Consider the following 18,350-nt stretch of genomic DNA (forward strand, 5'->3'; position numbering starts at 1 on the left):
CGCCCAGACAATTGGCTCCCGCTCAATCCGGGTGACCTGCTCGGAAGAGCCGGATGCGGGAAATCCGCACGTCCGGTTCTGTGAGGGTGAAAGCCAGCAATGGCCGATCTACTCGACTAACAAAATCCTCATGCGCTCACCTTCTTCGGGTCCAGCGCGTCCTGCAACGAATCGGAGAACATATTGAAGGCCATCACCAGGACGAACAGAAAGGTGGAGGCGGTGAGGAAGTTGGAATAATGCCCTGCCTGCACTTCTTGGGTGGATTCGGCAATCATCAGTCCCCAGGAAACGCCGTCCACCACACCCAGTCCCAGGAAGCTCAGTATGACCTCGGACTTGATGGCGCCGACGAACACGATAGTGGCCTGTACCAGCAGGATATGGAAAGTATTGGGCATGATATGGCGGAAGATGATCTTTCCTTTCGGCAGGCCGATGGCGCGGGCCGCTTCCACGAACTCGAAATTCTTCAGCTTGATTACCTCGCCGCGCACCAGGCGGGCGGTAGTGGTCCAGAAAGTGGCGATCATGGCAATGTGCATGGAATAGGGATAGCCCTGCAGGGCATAGGCAATGGCAGCCACAAAAAGATAAAAGGGGATGGAGTCGAGTACACCCATGATCCACAGGATCAGCTCATCCACCCAGCTGTTGGTGAAGTAGCCGGACAGTGCGCCGAGCACGCCGCCCAGCAGTGTAGACAGAATGGCGACCACCATGCCCACTTCGAAGGCGGTCTTGGTGCTGTAAATGGCGCGTTCGAAAATATCCTGGCCGATGATGTTGGTGCCCAGCCAGTGTTCGGCGCTGGGGCCGGACCACATGGTGCCTTCGACGCTGCTCCAGTCCTGCCCCCACAATCCCGCCCAGACACCCAGCGCGATGAGCATGAAGAAGATGACCACGGCCAGGGAGATCATGCCGGTGCGGTCGCGGCGGAACTTGTACCAGGCCTTGCCCCACAGGGATTCGCTTTCCTTGGGAATATTGGCTGTGTCAGTCAGTGTATTCATTTCAGGGATACCCTGGGATCAACCAGTTTGTAGAAGATATCGTTGAGGATCAGGACAATAACGAACAGCACGGCCGTGATGCCCACCACCGCCTTGAGGATGGGCTGGTCGCCAGTGGTGATGGCGTCGAAGGTCACCTTGCCCACGCCGGGAATGCCAAAATAGCTTTCCACCAACAGGGAACCCGAGATGACCACCAGGGGGATGGAAAACATGATGCGCGTGATGATGGGGATCATGGCGTTCTTCAGGATGTGCTTGAACAGCAGTTCGCCCGGTGGCGTACCGAAAGCCTTGGCGGTACGCACATGGTCACGGCCCATTTCCTCCACGATCACCGCCCGGTAGAAACGGGTGTTGTAGCCCAGGGCGACGAACACCGTGGCCAGGGTGGGAACCGTGATATAGCGCAGATAGTCCCAGAAGTTGTAGACGTTCCAGCCCCGCACTGGGAACCAGCCCAGCCCGTCATTGGACGAGAGCAGAATCTGAAAGGCGATGATCACGATGAGGAAGCTCACGCTCATGCCCACCACCGAGCCACCCATGATCAGTTTGTCCACCCAGTGACTGCGGTAATAGGCGGCCAGCAGGGCCAGGGCGATGCCAAGAAGGTTGCCCAGCACGAATCCCGGTGTGATCAGTGCCAGCGAAATGGGCACAGTACGTTTGAGGATGCTGTTCACCCGCTCGCCGGTGGAATCGGAATAGCCGAAGTCGAAGGTTGCCAGCTCTTTCAGGTATTCTAGATAGCGGCTGACGAAGGGCTTGTCATAGCCCAGCTGATGACGGATTTCCTGGATCTGTTCCGGCGTGGCATTCTTGCCGACCAGTTCGTAAGTCTTGTCCGGACCGAAATAGACCATGAGCAGAAAGCTGATGAGGGTGACGCCGATGATCAGGGGGATGCCCGTGATGAACTTGCGCAGGGCGTACTGGAGTATTTCCATGGTTTGTTCCCTACTCGCCGTGTAGGTCGGGCTTCAGCCCGACACCGGGGTTTGATTCATGCAGTGTTGTCGGATTGAAATCCGACCTGCGGATCTGGAAGGTCATTTCTGCGCCTCCTTTATGTCCACGTATTTGAGGTGAAACCCGCCGACGATGGAGCGGTCCGGGAAACTTACCACGTCCTTGTGCCAGAGGAGAATCTCCTGCCGGGAGAGGCCCGAGATGGTGACGCAGGCGTCGAGTACGATCTGGTTCATCTTCCGGTACAGCTTCGTGCGTTCGGGAGAAGGCTGCATGACGGCAGTCTGTTCATACAGGCGGTTGTACTCCGGGTCGTCAAAGTTGGCGTTGTTGGAGCCGGGAGAACCATTGGGTCCGTAGAAGAGCTGAAGCGTATTTTCGGCGTCGGGATAGTCCAGTCCCCAGCCCATGCCCACGACCTTGATCTTCGCCTGTTTGACCGCCTTGTTGAAATCGCCGAAGGAGGCATAGGAATCGAAGACGACCTTTTCCTTGGGATAGCCGATTTTCATCAGCCAACCGCGGTATTGCTCAAAAAACTGGCGGGTCTCGACTTGGGCCACACCGCCATAGTTGAGCGTGGGCAGCTCGTCGGCGGTCCAGCCGGCGGCTTCCAGGAGCTTTCGCCCCTTCTCGGGGTTGTGTTCCAGGCTGTCCTTGGGTGCATCCGGATCATATTCCGGCACCACCGGCGGAATGATGCCGGGAAAGATGAACCCCATGTCGCTGTAAAACGTCCGGTTGCGATCCTCCCAGTCGAAGGCGTAGCGGATGGCGCAACGCAGGGCATGATTCTTCTTTTCCCTTTCAGGGTCGTCGTTGTAGCCGATTTCGGGATCACGCATGTTGAAATATGTGTGTACAAAACCGGTTTCGATACCGCTGGTCATGAAATAGCGCTGCGCATATTCGGGTTTGAGTACGACGCTCGGCTGTTTTTGGGCGAGGACGTCGTCCAGCAGTTCCTTGGGAATTGTGGCGTACTGTATCTCGTCACCCTTGGTGAAGGAATTCCAGCGTGACAGGGATTCCCGGATGAAGTGGACTTCCAGCCGATCCACCAGGGGCGGAATCTTGCCTTCGATTTCCTTGATGCCATATTTTCCGTGAATGGCTTCGTCATAGCCTTCGTAGGCCAGGTCGATGGGTTCCTTGCGATACTTGGGGTTTCTGACCAGCACGGCCCGCACGGAGTCGAAGGTCTGCAGTTTGAACGGTCCGGAACCCACGGGGCGCACAGAAAACTCCCGGCCGTAATATTCCACGGCCTCGCGGGGAACGATGGCGGAATATCCCTGGGCAAGGGTGTGAACGAGCTGGGGGAAAGGCTTGTTGAGTATGATCTGTATGGTATAGCGGTCCAGGGCTTTCAGGCCTTCCACTTCCTTGTCATAGTCTGAACCGGCCTGCTTCCACTCGGCCATGCCCTTGATGCGCCCCGCCCAGAACCAGCTGCCCTGGGATCGGGTCTTGGGGTCGAAATGGCGCTTCAGAGAATACACGAAATCGTTGGCAGTCAGTTCCCTTCCCTTGCCGCCGGGGAAGGACGGGTCGTCCGTGAACTCCACGCCTTGCTTGATGCGAATGACATAGGACAGGCCGTCTTCAGAAACCTCCGGCATATCCACCGCCAGGTTGGGTTTGATCTGGTAGGGGCGGGCCAGGTATTTGTAAGAATAAAGGGTGTCGTAAACATTGACCACGATATGGTTGGCGTAGATGGTGGCACTCTGTGCCGGGTCCAGGCTGCTGGGCGCGCCATTCAGGGAATGCCTGTAGATTTTCATGCCCGCAGTATTCGGGCCGTCGGAGCATCCTCCCAGAATCAGGAGGCAGGACATGACCAGCAGGGTGAGGATTCTTGTCAGCATGGGGTGCGGAGTCAGCCAAACAATAAAGTTGGCGAGTATAACGGGTTCATTGCCAAGGGAAAATTCTTTTTCTCGCTCCTGTGCATTTTTCCCGTTCTTCTGTCTCTTGATCACTCGCCCGGGGGAGCAGGGAATGATTTCCTCTTTTGGTTGTCTAATGGGCTCATCATCATTTACCAAAATCAGAATACAAATAGGAAGAGTTATTATGTTGCGCAGTTTGTTTATCTTGTTGAGTGTCTTGAGTGTCAGCCTGTTTTTTGCAGGAAGTGTTTCATTGGCTGCCGAGAAGGCGCCTGCCATGGGTAAAGCAGAACTGCTGGCTGCCCAGGCTACCCTAGTCGTGACAGCGATCGATCATAAGACCCGCGAAGTCACCCTGAAAAACGAGGAAGGTGAAGAAAAAACCTTCGTCATCGGCAAGGAAGCCCGCAACCTGGATCAGGTCAATGTGGGAGATGTCGTCAGTATTAAAATGGCCGATGTCGTGGCGGTCAGGCTGTATCCCGTCAAGACAGTTGCCAAGAGCCGGGTTGAGAAAGTCGGCATTGCCCGTTCCGATCTGGGACAGAAACCCCATGTCAGTATTTCGCGTCACCTGGAGCTGACGGGAAGGATTGCCGAGCTGGACAAGGAGAAGCGCATCGTCACCCTGGAAGGCAAGGATGGCAGTATCACCACAAAGGTGGCTGATGACGTCGATCTCAGTGAGGTGAAAAAAGGCGATATGGTTCGTATCGACCTGTTGGAGATGCTCAGCATTACCGTAAACGCACCCGGGAAATAAACCTGTCCCGGAAAACTTCCGGCCACGGCAGTGGCCGGTAGCCTGACCCGAACTGCCGGCAGCATTGTTGCCGGCTTTTTTTGTTTTTCGGGATGAATTCCCTGTTACCACGGACAAAAATGGTAAAATAGCCGGCTATGTCCCTGAAATATGACCTTCACAGCCATTCAACGGTTTCCGATGGCACACTGACACCTGCCCAGCTGGTCCATCTGGCAGCAGATGCCGGCGTGAATGTGCTCGCGCTGACGGATCACGACAATGTGTCCGGTATCGGGCAGGCCCGTATGGCGGCCAGGGAAAGGGACATTTCCATCGTGCCCGGTGTAGAGATATCAGTGAGCTGGAACGGGCATACCGTCCATGTCCTGGGCTTGAATATCGATCCCGATGCCCCCATTCTGTGTGCCGGTCTGGAACGGCTTTGTGATTACCGGCAATGGCGTGCTCGGGAAATCGGACGCAGGCTGGCGAAAAAAGGTATCGAAGGTGCCTATGAAGGCGCCTGTGAAGAAGCTACGGGTGCACTGGTGGGAAGGCTGCATTTTGCCCGCTTCCTGGTGCAGCGGGGTCACGCCAGGGACGTGAAAGAGGTTTTCCGCAAGTTTCTGGTGTCCGGCAATCCGGGCTATGTGAGCGGCGAATGGGCCAGCCTGGAAGAAGCGCTCGGCTGGATCGGAGATGCCGGGGGCATGGCTGTTATTGCCCACCCTGCCCGTTACAACATGACCCGTGGCAAGCTGCGGCGGCTCATCGGCGAGTTCAGGGAACTGGGTGGCCGCGGGCTGGAAGTGGTGTCTGGCAGTCACAGCAAGGACGAATATTTTACCATGGCCCGCCATGCCAGCGATTTCGGCCTGCTGGCATCCGCTGGATCGGATTTTCACGGGCCGGAGAATCCCTGGATCAACCTGGGTCAGCTGCCGGATCTGCCTCCCGGCTGTGAACCCGTTTGGAATCATTTTTGATATGGCACAGTTTTTTCAGATACATCCGGAAAACCCCCAGCCGCGGCTGATCCGCCAGGCGGTGGACATCCTGGAAAAGGGTGGGGTGGTAGTCTATCCCACAGACTCCAGCTATGCGATCGGCTGCCACATTGGTGACAAGCATGCGCTGGACCGTATCCGCCAGATCCGCCGCCTGGACGACAAGCACAATTTCACCCTGGTGTGCCGGGACCTGTCGGAGATCTCCAACTACACCAAGCTGGACAACCAGCAGTATCGCCTGATCAAAAGCCTTACGCCCGGTCCTTACACTTTCATACTGAAGGCAACAAAACAGGTGCCCAAGCGCCTCATGCACCCTAAGCGCAAGACCATCGGTATCCGCATTCCTGACAACCGCATCGCCCTGGCGCTGCTGGAAGATCTGAACGAACCCATCCTCAGCAGCACCCTGATTCTGCCCGGAGACGACATGCCGCTGATGGATCCTTATGATATGAAACAGACCCTGGAAAAACAGGTGGATCTGATCGTCGACGGGGGTTATTGCGGCTATGATCCCACCACGGTGATCGTCATGGAAGATGATGAACCCTGGGTGGCCCGCCTCGGCAAGGGCGATGCCTCCCTGTTTGACTGATCCTCCTGCCGCATTTCCGGATATAATCACCCGATGCAAAATCTGAACCTGATTCAACAACTGGTAGTATTTGTGCTGCCCCTGATTTTCGCCATCACCGTGCATGAAAGTGCTCACGGCTGGGTGGCGGACAAGCTGGGTGATCATACCGCTCGATCCATGGGGCGCGTAACTCTCAACCCCATACCCCATATCGACCTGATGGGGACCATCATTGTACCCCTGGCCCTGTATGCCCTGACCACGCTCTCAGGTGGTGGCGGGCTGATCTTCGGCTGGGCCAAGCCCGTGCCCATCAATCCGCGCCACTTCAGCAATTACCGGCGGGATACGGCGCTGACCGCTGTCGCAGGGCCGGCGTCGAATTTCATCATGTTGCTGATCTGGGCATTCGTATTGCGCGCCAGCGTGGGAATGGAGAACAGTGCTGGCTGGGTGGCCGAGCCGCTGGCGTACATGGCAGTTGGCGGTATCCTCATCAACGCCATTCTGGGTGTGCTCAACCTGCTGCCCATCCTGCCCCTGGATGGAGGACGGGTGCTGGCATCCCTGCTGCCGCCGAAGCTTTCCCTCGCCTATGCCAAACTGGAACCCTGGGGGCTGTTCATCCTTATCGGGCTGATGGTGACCGGTATCCTGTGGCCGCTGATGCGGCCCATGCTGCAGCTGGCGCAGACCCTGGCTTATTCCGTCGCAGGGTTGATGTAACCTTGTCAGATTTTTTACATTCAACAGACCGTTCAGGATTTACATGGAAAACGTAGCATCACAACACGCCCGCGTGCTCTCAGGCATGCGTCCCACAGGCCGCCTGCATCTCGGGCACTATCACGGTGTGATCAAGAACTGGGTGGAACTGCAGCACGAATACCAGTGCTTCTTCTTTGTGGCCGACTGGCATGCGCTGACCACCCATTACGAAGACCCTTCCATCATTCCCGAAAGTGTCTGGGACATGGTTATCGACTGGCTGGCGGCGGGGGTGAATCCCGGCGAAGCCACTCTGTTCATCCAGTCCAGGGTGCCGGAGCACGCCGAGCTGCACCTGCTTCTGTCCATGATCACGCCCCTCGGCTGGCTGGAGCGTGCGCCCAGTTACAAGGATCAGCAGGAAAAACTCAAGGAAAAAGATCTGGCGACCTACGGTTTCCTGGGTTATCCGCTGTTGCAGGCGGCTGATATTCTCATCTACCGTGCGGGCCTGGTGCCTGTTGGAGAAGATCAGGTGCCCCACGTGGAGCTGACCCGGGAAATCGCCCGGCGCTTCAACCATCTCTTTGGCCGCGAGGCGGATTTTGAGGAAAAGGCCGGCGCTGCCATGAAGAAGATGGGCAAGAAAAATGCCCGGCTCTATGCCAGTTACCGTAAAGCCTGGCAGGAACAGGGAGATGACGAGGCCCTGGCCGCAGCCCGGGCGCTCCTCGAATCCCAGCAGAACATCAACCTCAACGACCGCGACCGCCTGTTCGGCTACCTGGAAGGCGGCGGCAAGGTCATCCTGCCCGAGCCTCAGGCTCTTCTCACCAAGGCCAGCAAGATGCCCGGCCTGGACGGGCAGAAGATGTCCAAGTCCTATGGCAATACCGTTCCCCTGAATGCCAAACCGGAGCAGGTGGAGCAGCAGTTGCGCACCATGCCTACGGATCCTGCCCGGGTGCGGCGTACGGACCCCGGCGATCCGGCCAAGTGTCCCGTGTGGGAGTTCCACCAGGTCTATTCCGATGACAGTGTGAAGAACTGGGTGCAGGAAGGCTGCCGCAGCGCGGGTATAGGTTGCATCGAATGCAAACAGCCCGTCATCGATGCCGTGCTGGCCGAACTCAGGCCCATGCAGGAGCGCGCTGCGGAATACGAAAGTGATCCCGATCTGGTGCGAAATATCATCAACGAAGGTTGCGAGAAAGCCCGTGATGAGGCCCGTGATACCATGGAAGAGGTCCGCCACGTCATGTCTCTGGAATATCGATGAATCCGGTCGATACCGCCATACTGAAAGGGTCTGATGCCGAACCTGTTCCCCGGCAGGAGGAGATGCCCTTTGCCGTGGTGGAAGGCCAGCCCCAGTACCAGCTTCCCAAGGATCTGTATATTCCGCCGGACGCGCTGGAGGTGTTCCTGGACGCCTTCGAAGGACCGCTGGATCTGTTGCTGTATCTGATCAAACGCCAGAATCTGGATATTCTCAACATACCGCTGGCGCGCATCACCGAGCAGTACATGGAGTACATCGACCTGATGAAGGAGCTGCGCCTGGAGCTGGCGGCGGAATACCTGGTCATGGCTGCCATGCTGGCTGAGATAAAGTCGCGCATGCTGCTGCCCCGACCGGTTTCCGAAGAAGAGGAGGGAGAAGATCCTCGCGCCGAGCTGATCCGGCGCCTGCAGGAATACGAGCGCTTCAAGCAGGCAGCGGAAGACCTGCACGCTATGCCGCAACTGGGGCGGGATGTATTTCCCGTGCGTGTCGAAGTCCCGGACAAGAACATCCGTCAGGAGCCACCCCGCGTGGAGCTGAAGGAACTGCTGCTGGCCCTGCGCGATGTCCTCACACGGGCCGACATGTTCAGCAATCACCACATCACCCGGGAACCCCTGTCACTGAGAGAGCGCATGACCCGGGTGCTGGAAGCGGTCAGCGCCGAGCGGTTCATCGATTTTCACGAGCTGTTCGACATTACAGAAGGACGTGACGGTGTGGTGGTCACCTTCATGGCCATTCTTGAACTGCTCAAGCAGACCTTGATAGAAATGGTGCAAAGCGAGACCTTTGGTCCCATCCACGTAAAGGCGCATGGAGTGAGCGAGGCATGAACCCCAGCGACAACCTCAAGCAGATCGTCGAAGCTGCGCTATTGGCGTCCGGCAAGGCCATGACGTTGGACAAGATCCTCGAACTGTTCGACGAAATGGAGAGGCCGGAGAAAAAGGATCTCCGCGCCGTGCTCCAGGAACTGAGTGAAGACTATGCCGACCGGGGTATCGAGATCAAGGAAGTGGCATCCGGCTGGCGCATTCAGGTGAGCCGGGAATGTGCGCCCTGGGTGTCCCGGCTGTGGGAGGAAAAGCCCGGTCGGTATTCCCGAGCGCTGATGGAAACCCTGGCGCTGATCGCCTACCGCCAGCCCATCACCCGGGGGGAGATCGAAGACATTCGTGGCGTCAGCGTCAGCACGCATATCATGCGCACTCTGCTGGAGCGGGAATGGGTGCGGGTGGTTGGTCAGCGGGACGTGCCGGGCAAACCTTCCCTGTATGGCACCACCCGGGAGTTTCTGGATTACTTCGGGCTCAAATCCCTGGATGAGCTGCCGACACTGGCGGAGATCAGGGATCTGGACGTGATCAATGAAGAACTGAACCTGCAGGAACCGGATGGCGGTGCTGTGGAGCAGACCACCGACGAACAGAAAGCTTCAGATCAAGAGGAAATGCCGGCACCGGATACTTCGGAAACAACAGACGAAGAAAACTCCCGTGAAGAACACGCATTGGAGCCAGAGCCAGAAACAGAAACAGAACCGGGAACAATTACTGCTGCAGATATGGATACCGATGAAAAACAAACCTGAAATCCAGGGTGAACGCCTGCAGAAGATGCTGGCTAATGTCGGTATGGGGTCGCGCCGGCAGATCGAAGGCTGGATCCGTGAAGGCCGGGTACAGGTCAACGGCAAGCCTGCCAAACTGGGCGATCGCGCCACATTGCAGGATCAGATCACCGTGGATGGGCGTCTGGTGTCCGGCAAGAAACTGGCCGCCAATGAACGTTTCGTCATCCTGTACAACAAACCGGAAGGGGAATTGGTCACCCGCCACGATCCCGAAGGCAGCAAGACGGTGTTCGAAAAGCTCCCCCGCCTGCCTCAGGGACGCTGGATTGCCGTAGGTCGTCTGGACGTCAACAGTGCGGGTCTGCTGTTGTTTACCAACGACGGCGAGCTGGCCAACCGTCTCATGCACCCCAAGCAGCTCATCGAGCGGGAATACGCGGTACGGGTTCATGGCCGCGTCACCGAAGACATGCTCAAACAGCTGGTTCAGGGGGTCGAACTCGATGATGGCCCGGCGAGATTCGAGGAAGTCGTGTTCTCCGGTGGCGAGGGCAGCAATCACTGGTATCACGTCGTGCTCATGGAAGGGCGCAAGCGCGAGGTACGGCGCATGTGGGAAGCGGTAGGCGTGGTGGTCAACCGTCTCAAACGCGTGCGTTTCGGTCCCATCATCCTCAACAGCAAGGTCAAGTCCGGTATGTGGCGTGAACTGGAGAAGGATGAACAGAAAGATCTGCTGCGCATCACCGGCTTGAGAGACAAGCGCCGCTGGGGTACGCTCAAACGTCCCGGTTCCCGCCTGGAGAAGAAATCCCGCCCCTCGCCATGGGCGCGCAAGTAACCAGTCCAAGGCATCCGAAAACCCGGGCGGGAAAACGGACCACTGTTCTCCACAAGAGAGAGGATGAAGAACATGCGTATCTCAATGGCTGTCATTTTGCTGCTTTTCAGCCAGCTTTTGCCCGCTGCGACGGAAGGCGAATTGAGCACAGGCCTGGTCAATCCCGGTTATCACGAAAAACCGGCCTGGTTCAAGGAGTCTTTTCTCGACCTGAGAGAGGACGTAAAGGAAGCTGCCGCCGGCAACAAGCGGGTGATGCTGTATTTCTACCAGGATGGTTGTCCCTACTGTGCCAGGCTGCTCAAGGACAATTTTGGCAATCCAGAAATCGCGGAAAAGACCCGTAGGCACTTCGATGTGATTGCCATCAACCTGTGGGGAGACCGGGAGGTAACCGACCTTCAGGGTAAGATCACCACGGAAAAGCGTTTCGCCGAGTCTCTGAAGGTCCAATATACGCCGACGCTGCTGTTCCTCGACGAGCAGGGCAAAGTGGTGGCACGCCTCAACGGTTACTATGAGCCTGACAAGTTCAGCATCGTGCTGGACTATGTCGCGGGCAAACATGAATCGGAAATGAAGCTTTCCGCCTACTACCGGCAGCGGCTTGCAGGAAAGGCGCAGGGCAGGCTGAATAGCGAACCCTTTTTCCTGCCACATCCCCTGAAGCTCGCGGACAATCGCCGGCAATCCTGGCGTCCTTTGCTGGTGCTGTTCGAGCAGTCGGACTGCAAATCCTATGATCAGTTGCATGGAGACAGCTTCAAGCGTGAATCTCTGCTGCTTGCGCTGAGTGCTTTCGATATTGCGCAGGTGGACATGAATTCCCGGGAGAAACTGCAGACCCCTGACGGACGCCTGCTGCCGGCGCAGGATTGGGCGGAAGCCCTGGGCCTGCAATACGCGCCCAGCATGGTGTACTTTGATGCAGAAGGCAGGGAAGTGTTTCGCAGCGAGGCCTGGCTGAAAACTTTTCATCTGCACGCGGTGCTGGACTATGTGGCAACCGGGGCCTACCTGCATCAGACCAACTTCCAGCGTTTCGTTCAGCATCGGGCGGATATCCTGCGGGAGAAAGGCTTCGAAGTGGATCTGATGCGATAGAATGGTCAGAGGACAGGCGTTTTTTCAGGGAGAATGATGGGCAAGACATTACATTTCGACAGGTTTGGTAGAAGTTTCGGCCTTGGTGTGCTCCTGCTGTGTCAGCCGTTCTTCCTGGAACAGGCATTGGCGGATGAGCAGATGCCTGCTGCTGCAGCGGAAGCACCGGCAGACAATAAGGCTGCTTCGGCAAAGGCCACAGACAAAGAAGAAGCGGACAAGACGGATGCGGAGGCGGTGCCCGGCAAGGTGCAGCTGGAGGTGGATATACAGGGCCTCGAAGGGGATATGCTGAAAAATGCCCAGGCGTATCTGGGGCTGCTGCAGAAAAAGGACGACCCGCATCTTACCGAACTCTGGGTAAAACACCTGCACCACAAGGCCGTCGATGAGATTCAGAAATCCCTGCAGCCATTCGGTTACTACAATGTTCAGGTCAAAGCCTCCCTCGAAAAGCAGGCTGACGGCAAGTGGGTGGCCCGTTATATGGTGGATCCAGGTCCCCGGGTGAAGATCAGCAAGGTGGATCTGCAGTGGTCCGGTGAGGGCGCGGAAGAACCCGCGCTGCAGGCAGCCGCAAATGCTTTTCCCGTGAAGGCGGGAGACTTCCTGGACGACGAGGTGTACGACAAGGCAAAGGGGCGCCTGCTCGAGCTGGCAAACAGCCTGGGCTATCCGGATGCCGAGGCCAAGGTTGCCCGCGTACTGGTCGATCCGGTAAAAAACAGTGCCGCCATCACCCTGCATCTCGACACGGGGCACAAGTACTACATCAGTGATATCCGCCTGCATCAGGACTTCCTCGATCCCGGTTTCGTGCAGCGTTACCTAGTGGACGTGAAACCCGGCGATACCTATTCCCAGGCCAACCTGCAGGAGATACAGAAGGACCTCGTCAAGGCCGGCTATTTCTCGCTGGTGGATATACACCCGCGTTTCAAGCAGGCCAGTGAGTACAGGGTGCCTGTAGATGTGAATCTCGAACCGGCCAAGCGCCAGATGTATTCCTTCGGCGTGGGTTATGACACGGATATCGGGTTGAATCTTTCTGCCAACTGGGCACACCGGCGTATCAACAAGTATGGTCACAAGGCCGATGCGCGTCTCAAGCTGTCCATCGTGCAACTTCTGTTGCAGGGCAATTACTGGATTCCCATTCGTGATCCCCGTACCACCAAGCTGGGTTTTTCTGTGCGGCTGGAGAGCGAAATCCTGGATGACTCGGAACGGGATACACTCGATCTTGAGGCTGGCTACTACCTGCTGTGGCACGAATGGATCACCGAGCTGTACACGGAACTCAAGTACGAACAATTCACCGTGGGGCTTTCGCCAAGCACCGAATCCATCTTCTTCAGTATCGGCGCCACGGCAGAAAGATCCTTCTTCGAGGAAGGCAACTACCCGCGCTGGGCGTGGGGGGTGTGGGTAGATCTGCGTGGATCGCCGGGGCTGATTTCTTCCACGGACTATATTCGCACCCATGTCAAAGGCAGGGTATATCTGCCGGTCTTTACTGAGGGAAGGCTTATCCTCCGCGGAGAGGTCGGTCTGGCAAGGGTCGGAGACTATGACAAGTATCCCAACTCCCTGCGCTTTTACGCCGGTGGCGACAACAGCGTGCGTGGCTATGACTGGAAAAGCCTGGGATCCAAGGATGAAAAAAACAACGTGATCGGTGGTAAACAGGTGCTGACCGCAAGCCTCGAATACGATCATCGCGTGGCGGAGCAATGGCTGGCAGCAGGATTTGTGGATGCCGGCAATGCCTTCAACGACAACCTGGATCATGTCTTTGTCGGTGCAGGCTTCGGCGCCCGCTGGCTCTCTCCTGTGGGAACCCTGCGGCTGGATTTTGCATGGCCGGTACACAAGGAGAACGATTCCACCAGCCTGTCTGATATCAAGGTGCACTTCGGTTTCGAGGTTTTGCTGTGAAAACCTGGCTGAAGCGATCACTGCTGGGCCTGTTGCTGCTCATCCTGCTGGTCATTGGTACAGCCGGCATCCTGCTTGGCACCACCCCCGGTGTGCAGTGGCTGGTGGACATCGGCAGCCATTTCGCGCCGGGTGAACTCGCCGTCAGGCATACCGAGGGAAACCTGCTGGGTCAGCTTCACCTTCAGGATGTCAGCTATACCGATCCAGACATGTCGGTGCAGGTCGGTGATCTGGTCCTTGACTGGAAACCGTCTGAACTGTTCAGTGGTGTGTTTCATCTTCGGCAACTGGCGCTGGACCGGCTGCACTATGAAAAACTGCGTGAGGCGGTGGAAGAAGAACCTGCCGGTCCCCTGGTACTGCCGGATATTTCACTGCCGCTGACACTGAAGCTTGACCAGGTGCAGGCGACGTCTGTGAAGTTCGTGTCCGCGCCGGGTGCCGATCCTGTGGTTATCGACAAGGTTCAGCTGGTCGCCGGATGGAAGGCATCGGGCATCGACCTGACCCGCCTGCAACTGGCCATGCCGGAACTGCAGTTCCAGGGACAGGGCAAGGTGGACCCCAGAGGCAGCTACCCCCTCGACCTGGCCCTGGACTGGCAGTTCAGCGCAAAAGACCTTCCGTCGGTTTCCGGCAAGGGTGACCTGAAAGGCAACATGGAAAAGCTGCAGCTGCAGCAGCAGATCGACGGCGATGTGAATGCGGCCCTCAGCGTCAATATTCATGATGTGCTGAAGGAACTGGGCTGGGATACGAAGATACAGATCAGCAGGCTTCCCGGGGAATACCTGCCCCTGGAAGAATCCGTCGTCATGGGGATCGATATCGTTGGCAAAGGTGATCTTGCCCAGGCTGATGTGAAGCTGGCTTTCCAGGTTGAGGACAAAGCCGGCAAAGCTGAAGAGAAGGCCGGGCAACTGCTGCTGAACCTGGCCGGGAATGTTCAGTTTGCCGATCAGAAATTCAGGCTGCAAGGCGACTGGACGGATTTCCAGTGGCCGCTGACGGGAACGCCACAGGTGCTTGCCAGGAGCGGCAAGCTGCAGACCTCCGGTATTCCGGATGGCTATGAATTCACCCTGCAGAGTGATGTGGAGGGCGACGACATTCCACCCGGCACCTGGCAGATGGAAGGAAAGGGAGGGCTGAACAGTCTCAGGCTGGACAGGATGCTGGGCAATATTCTGGATGGCTCCCTGGAAGCGGCGGGGGATCTTGCCTGGTCGCCGAAACTCACCTGGAAGATGGAAGTCACCGCTACAGATATCGATCCCCGAACCCTGAACGAAGAATGGCCCGGCAGGCTCAATGCGTCTGTCGTCACCACCGGAGAACTGCCGGAGCAAGGCTTGCAACTGCAGGCACAGATCAAGAACCTGTCGGGAACCCTGCGGGAAAAACCGGTGAGTGGTAAGGGCAACGTTCGCGTCAATGGCAGCAGACTGTTGCTGGAGGACCTGGTTTTCAGCAGCGGTTCCGCCAGGGTCGATGCTGCCGGTGAGCTCGGTGATACCTGGAACCTGACCTGGAAACTGGATGTGCCGGATGTTGCGGATCTGCTCCCCCAGGGGGAGGGGAAGATCCAGGCCTCCGGTGATCTCACGGGAACGCAGAAGCAGCCTGTGGTGGAAGGAAAGCTCAAGGCGGCGGATTTGTCGGCACTGGGTTATCGCTGCGCACAGTGCGATACGGATTTTGCCGTTGGCCTGGATGAGAACTTCGTTTCCCGTGTGCTTTTCAATGGAAAAGGGATATTTGCTGCGGGGCAGGACATACCCGCACTGACGCTGAAACTGGATGGGCCGCTGAATAAACAGGTGGTGAACCTGAACGTGGAACACGAATCAGGCAAGCTCGTATTTACCGCGAGCGGCGCCTACCTCATGGACAAGACCGCCTGGCAGGGCCAGATTCGGAAACTGGATCTGGACGCCGGTGAAATCGGTAGCTGGGAGCTTAAGGATGGCGCCGATCTTCTGGCTTCCGCCCAGGAGATCAAACTGACTCCCCTGTGCCTGCAGGATCAGCAATCCAGCCTTTGTGTGCAGGTGGACCGTGGCAAGGACAAGGGCAACGCAAAGCTGAAACTGCAGGGGCTGTCCCTGTCCCGGCTGCAACCCTGGCTGCCGCCGGAAATCACCCATCTGACCGGGGTGCTGCACATGGACGCAACGGCAGACCTGCTGCCGGTTATCAAGGCCAGGGCCGAGCTGGTGCTGGAACCGGGAGAGATCACCTACCTCAATCCCCAGTCCAAACCCATCACCATGAAGCTTCATGACGGCAAGGTCGACGCGGTGTACGACGAAAAACAATTGTCTGCCAAGTGGGAACTGGGCCTGGACCGGAACCTTATGAACGGAGATCTGTTCGTGCCTAGGGCGGCTCTGGACAAGGATCCACTGACAGCACCGCTGAAGGGAGAGGTCAAGATGCAGGTGACGGACCTGAACCTGGTGACTGCCTTCGTGCCTGACATCCAGAAGATCGACGGTACTATCGACGTGGCGCTCAACCTGGGTGGTCAACTGGGGGATCCGCTGATCACGGGCCATGCCATCGTGGAGTCGAAGGAAATCGTTATTCCCCGCGCCGGGCTGGAGCTCAGGGATCTGCAGGTGCAGGTCAAGGGTGATGGGGGCAAGAAGCTCGATATATCAGGTTCTGTCACTTCGGGGGAAGGTATCCTGGATCTGACCGGTTCAGTGTTGTTGAATGCACAACAGGGCTGGCCAGCCAGGCTCACGCTTAAAGGTGAGAAGTTTCAGCTTGCGAACCTGCCTGAAGCGGAAGTCATCGTCACGCCGGATATCAAGCTGGAGAGCACCAAGGACCTGGTGAAGATTCGCGGCAGACTGGATGTGCCCGTGGCGAAGATCGAACTCAATGACCTGCCGGCCGGTTCCCGCGATGTGTCACCCGATGTGGTCGTGGTGAAGGAAGACGGATCGGTGGATGAAGTCGTGAGTTCCAAGATCGATGCTGAGATCGCCATCACCCTGGGAGATGATGTTCATTTCAAGGGCTTTGGGCTTGATGCTGATCTCGCGGGCAAGCTGTCCATCGATCAGAACGCCGGCAAGTACCCAACGACCAGCGGCGAGCTGAAGATCGAGGGTGGCTATTTTCGCGCCTACGGACAGAATCTGACCATCGAGAAGGGCAGGATATCCTATGCCGGTGGCCGTGTGGACAACCCCGGCCTGCGACTGCGGGCGAGCAGGAAGATCGATGACACCACCGTGGGCGTGGAACTGACGGGGACCGCCAAGAAGCCCGAGTTTTCGACTTTCTCCTCCGATCCTGATCTGCTGGAAAAGGACGTTGTGTCCATGCTGCTGACCGGTCAGAAGAGCGGTGACCTGGCCAATGCCAAGGTGTATGCGGGTAAGCAGATCACCGAGGATCTGAGTGTCGGCGTCAATCTGGGTGGTGGTTCAGATGGGAGTGAGTTCGTGACCCGCTACCGGTTGATGGATAACGTCAACCTGGAAGCTACCAGCAGTGCGAAGAAAAGTGGCGGCAGCATCAACTATACGATAGAGCTGGAGTGATCTGGAGCCTCTCGGTAGATATCCTGCTCCAGTAGCCAATGACCTTCGGGAAAACCCATTTTGCCGACAAATGCCTGCCAGCGAGGATCATGGTGCAGGTTTCGGAAATAGGTGTAGTTCATTTTCATCACCAGATTGGGGTCTCTTTGTGCATAAGCCGTTTCCAGCCATGTGAAAGCTTTGTCCTCTTCCCCTCTGCAAGCATACAAGTAGGCCAGAGTAGTCGGGTGTGTTTGGCTGTATTGCCGGATGAATTCCTTCAACAAGCTATCGGCTTTTCTTTTTTGTCCCAAAGCAAGAAAAATGCAGTGTTGCGTATATAACTTCCAGAATTCGTGCGGTTCTTTTTCTGATTCTGACAAGGCATCTTGATATCTTCCCTGTCGCAGCATTATAAAACTGACGGTAGTATGCTGAAGGGCGGCATCTGGACTAACACGATTGTATTTGTCGATGGCTTTCAGGGCGTCTTCAAAACGGCATAACCAGCTATACACAATGCCAAGATTATAGTACTAGAGTTTAGAGTAAGCAACATTGTTCCACCGTATATTTTCGGGTGAAATAAAGTTGCCATTTTGTTCATACTGCCCGTTAGAGCTTGTTCTATACGCTGATTGCTGCATCCTGCTCACTTCCTCGCCAATTGGGCGGTTCGAATTTTCTGCATTTACGGTTCCACCACTGCCGGACAGGGACATGGTGAAAAATCAGTAGCAGTCCTTTACGGATCTGCCCTGCCGTTGTGGGATTGTCCTTTCGCCAGGGCGAATGGCAACACAGTTGCCTGACGGTCTGATCATCCAGATAGCCCAATAATTGGATCAGACCATAACCCACCAAGGTCAGGTGCACCCAACGATGCAGCGTCTGGCGGGTTTGTTGCCAGGCCTCTTTCAAGCCCCAGGAGAGTTTCAGTTGATTGAACATCGATTCAATCGACCAGCGTTCTCCATAGGCTTCGATGATCTGTTCCGGGGTCAGCTTGGCATCGGTACTCAATAACTAGAGTTTAGAGTTTCAGAGGAGAAAAACCACTAAAAATCTCAAAAAATAGTTGACATAGCAAGGCGCGGCCTCTCAGAAGAGAAATCAACACAAACTTCTGGAGGCCGCTATG

16 protein-coding genes are annotated in these 18,350 nt (G+C 56.7%); 11 read left to right on the forward strand and 5 right to left on the reverse strand.

Features of this window, described 5'->3' with window-relative positions:
• Positions 1 to 128 precede the first annotated feature (128 nt).
• The 3 genes from ACOCD2_RS02745 to ACOCD2_RS02755 all read right to left on the reverse strand — a co-directional run bounded on the left by ACOCD2_RS02745 (position 129) and on the right by ACOCD2_RS02755 (position 3,859).
• Complete coding sequence (locus ACOCD2_RS02745; RefSeq protein WP_293644585.1) at positions 129 to 1,016, reverse strand: ABC transporter permease; 888 nt, start codon at positions 1,014 to 1,016, stop codon at positions 129 to 131.
• Complete coding sequence (locus ACOCD2_RS02750; RefSeq protein WP_293644583.1) at positions 1,013 to 1,966, reverse strand: ABC transporter permease; 954 nt, start codon at positions 1,964 to 1,966, stop codon at positions 1,013 to 1,015. Before ACOCD2_RS02750 ends, ACOCD2_RS02745 begins: the two co-directional genes overlap by 4 nt.
• A 102-nt stretch (positions 1,967 to 2,068) precedes the next feature.
• Entirely contained in the window at positions 2,069 to 3,859 is a 1,791-nt protein-coding gene (locus ACOCD2_RS02755; RefSeq protein ID WP_293644581.1) for an ABC transporter substrate-binding protein, read from the reverse strand.
• A 301-nt stretch (positions 3,860 to 4,160) separates the two neighbouring features.
• On the opposite strand from ACOCD2_RS02755, the gene ACOCD2_RS02760 reads away from it, so the two are divergent.
• The 11 genes from ACOCD2_RS02760 (at position 4,161) to ACOCD2_RS02810 (ending at position 17,230) form a co-directional block, all read left to right on the forward strand.
• A complete protein-coding gene (locus tag ACOCD2_RS02760) occupies positions 4,161 to 4,646 on the forward strand; it encodes a hypothetical protein (protein WP_293644579.1) in 486 nt (161 codons plus the stop codon).
• A 137-nt stretch (positions 4,647 to 4,783) separates the two neighbouring features.
• Positions 4,784 to 5,614 (forward strand): PHP domain-containing protein, encoded by an 831-nt coding sequence (locus tag ACOCD2_RS02765; protein WP_293644577.1) that lies wholly within the window; start codon positions 4,784 to 4,786, stop codon positions 5,612 to 5,614.
• A 1-nt stretch (position 5,615) separates the two neighbouring features.
• Entirely contained in the window at positions 5,616 to 6,236 is a 621-nt protein-coding gene (locus tag ACOCD2_RS02770; RefSeq protein ID WP_293644575.1) for an L-threonylcarbamoyladenylate synthase, read from the forward strand.
• Positions 6,237 to 6,269: 33 nt separating this feature from the next.
• Positions 6,270 to 6,944 (forward strand): site-2 protease family protein, encoded by a 675-nt coding sequence (locus ACOCD2_RS02775; protein ID WP_293644573.1) that lies wholly within the window; start codon positions 6,270 to 6,272, stop codon positions 6,942 to 6,944.
• A 43-nt stretch (positions 6,945 to 6,987) separates the two neighbouring features.
• Positions 6,988 to 8,205 (forward strand): tryptophan--tRNA ligase, encoded by a 1,218-nt coding sequence (locus ACOCD2_RS02780; RefSeq protein ID WP_293644571.1) that lies wholly within the window; start codon positions 6,988 to 6,990, stop codon positions 8,203 to 8,205.
• Positions 8,202 to 9,047, forward strand: a complete 846-nt coding sequence (locus tag ACOCD2_RS02785; protein ID WP_293644569.1) for a segregation and condensation protein A — start codon at positions 8,202 to 8,204, stop codon at positions 9,045 to 9,047. Before ACOCD2_RS02780 ends, ACOCD2_RS02785 begins: the two co-directional genes overlap by 4 nt.
• Positions 9,044 to 9,805, forward strand: coding sequence for an SMC-Scp complex subunit ScpB (gene scpB, locus ACOCD2_RS02790; protein WP_293644567.1), 762 nt, complete (start codon positions 9,044 to 9,046; stop codon positions 9,803 to 9,805). Before ACOCD2_RS02785 ends, scpB begins: the two co-directional genes overlap by 4 nt.
• Positions 9,789 to 10,628: a 23S rRNA pseudouridine(2605) synthase RluB gene (gene rluB, locus ACOCD2_RS02795; protein ID WP_293644565.1), complete on the forward strand. Its 840-nt coding sequence runs from the start codon at positions 9,789 to 9,791 to the stop codon at positions 10,626 to 10,628. The genes scpB and rluB overlap by 17 nt, the downstream gene beginning before the upstream one ends.
• A 141-nt stretch (positions 10,629 to 10,769) precedes the next feature.
• Entirely contained in the window at positions 10,770 to 11,732 is a 963-nt protein-coding gene (locus tag ACOCD2_RS02800) for a thioredoxin family protein (protein ID WP_293652364.1), read from the forward strand.
• A 36-nt stretch (positions 11,733 to 11,768) separates the two neighbouring features.
• Entirely contained in the window at positions 11,769 to 13,670 is a 1,902-nt protein-coding gene (locus ACOCD2_RS02805; RefSeq protein WP_293644561.1) for an autotransporter assembly complex protein TamA, read from the forward strand.
• Positions 13,667 to 17,230 (forward strand): translocation/assembly module TamB domain-containing protein, encoded by a 3,564-nt coding sequence (locus ACOCD2_RS02810; RefSeq protein ID WP_293644559.1) that lies wholly within the window; start codon positions 13,667 to 13,669, stop codon positions 17,228 to 17,230. Before ACOCD2_RS02805 ends, ACOCD2_RS02810 begins: the two co-directional genes overlap by 4 nt.
• On the opposite strand, the gene ACOCD2_RS02815 is transcribed toward ACOCD2_RS02810, so the two are convergent.
• Together ACOCD2_RS02815 and ACOCD2_RS02820 are read right to left on the reverse strand one after the other, a co-directional pair.
• Positions 17,209 to 17,727: a tetratricopeptide repeat protein gene (locus ACOCD2_RS02815; RefSeq protein ID WP_293644557.1), complete on the reverse strand. Its 519-nt coding sequence runs from the start codon at positions 17,725 to 17,727 to the stop codon at positions 17,209 to 17,211. The genes ACOCD2_RS02810 and ACOCD2_RS02815 overlap by 22 nt on opposite strands.
• 109 nt (positions 17,728 to 17,836) lie before the next feature.
• Positions 17,837 to 18,232, reverse strand: coding sequence for a hypothetical protein (locus ACOCD2_RS02820; protein WP_293644555.1), 396 nt, complete (start codon positions 18,230 to 18,232; stop codon positions 17,837 to 17,839).
• Positions 18,233 to 18,350: the final 118 nt, after the last annotated feature.

This window comes from Thiolapillus sp. (assembly GCF_048562965.1).
In the GTDB taxonomy this organism is placed as follows: domain Bacteria; phylum Pseudomonadota; class Gammaproteobacteria; order Chromatiales; family Chromatiaceae; genus Thiolapillus; species Thiolapillus brandeum_A.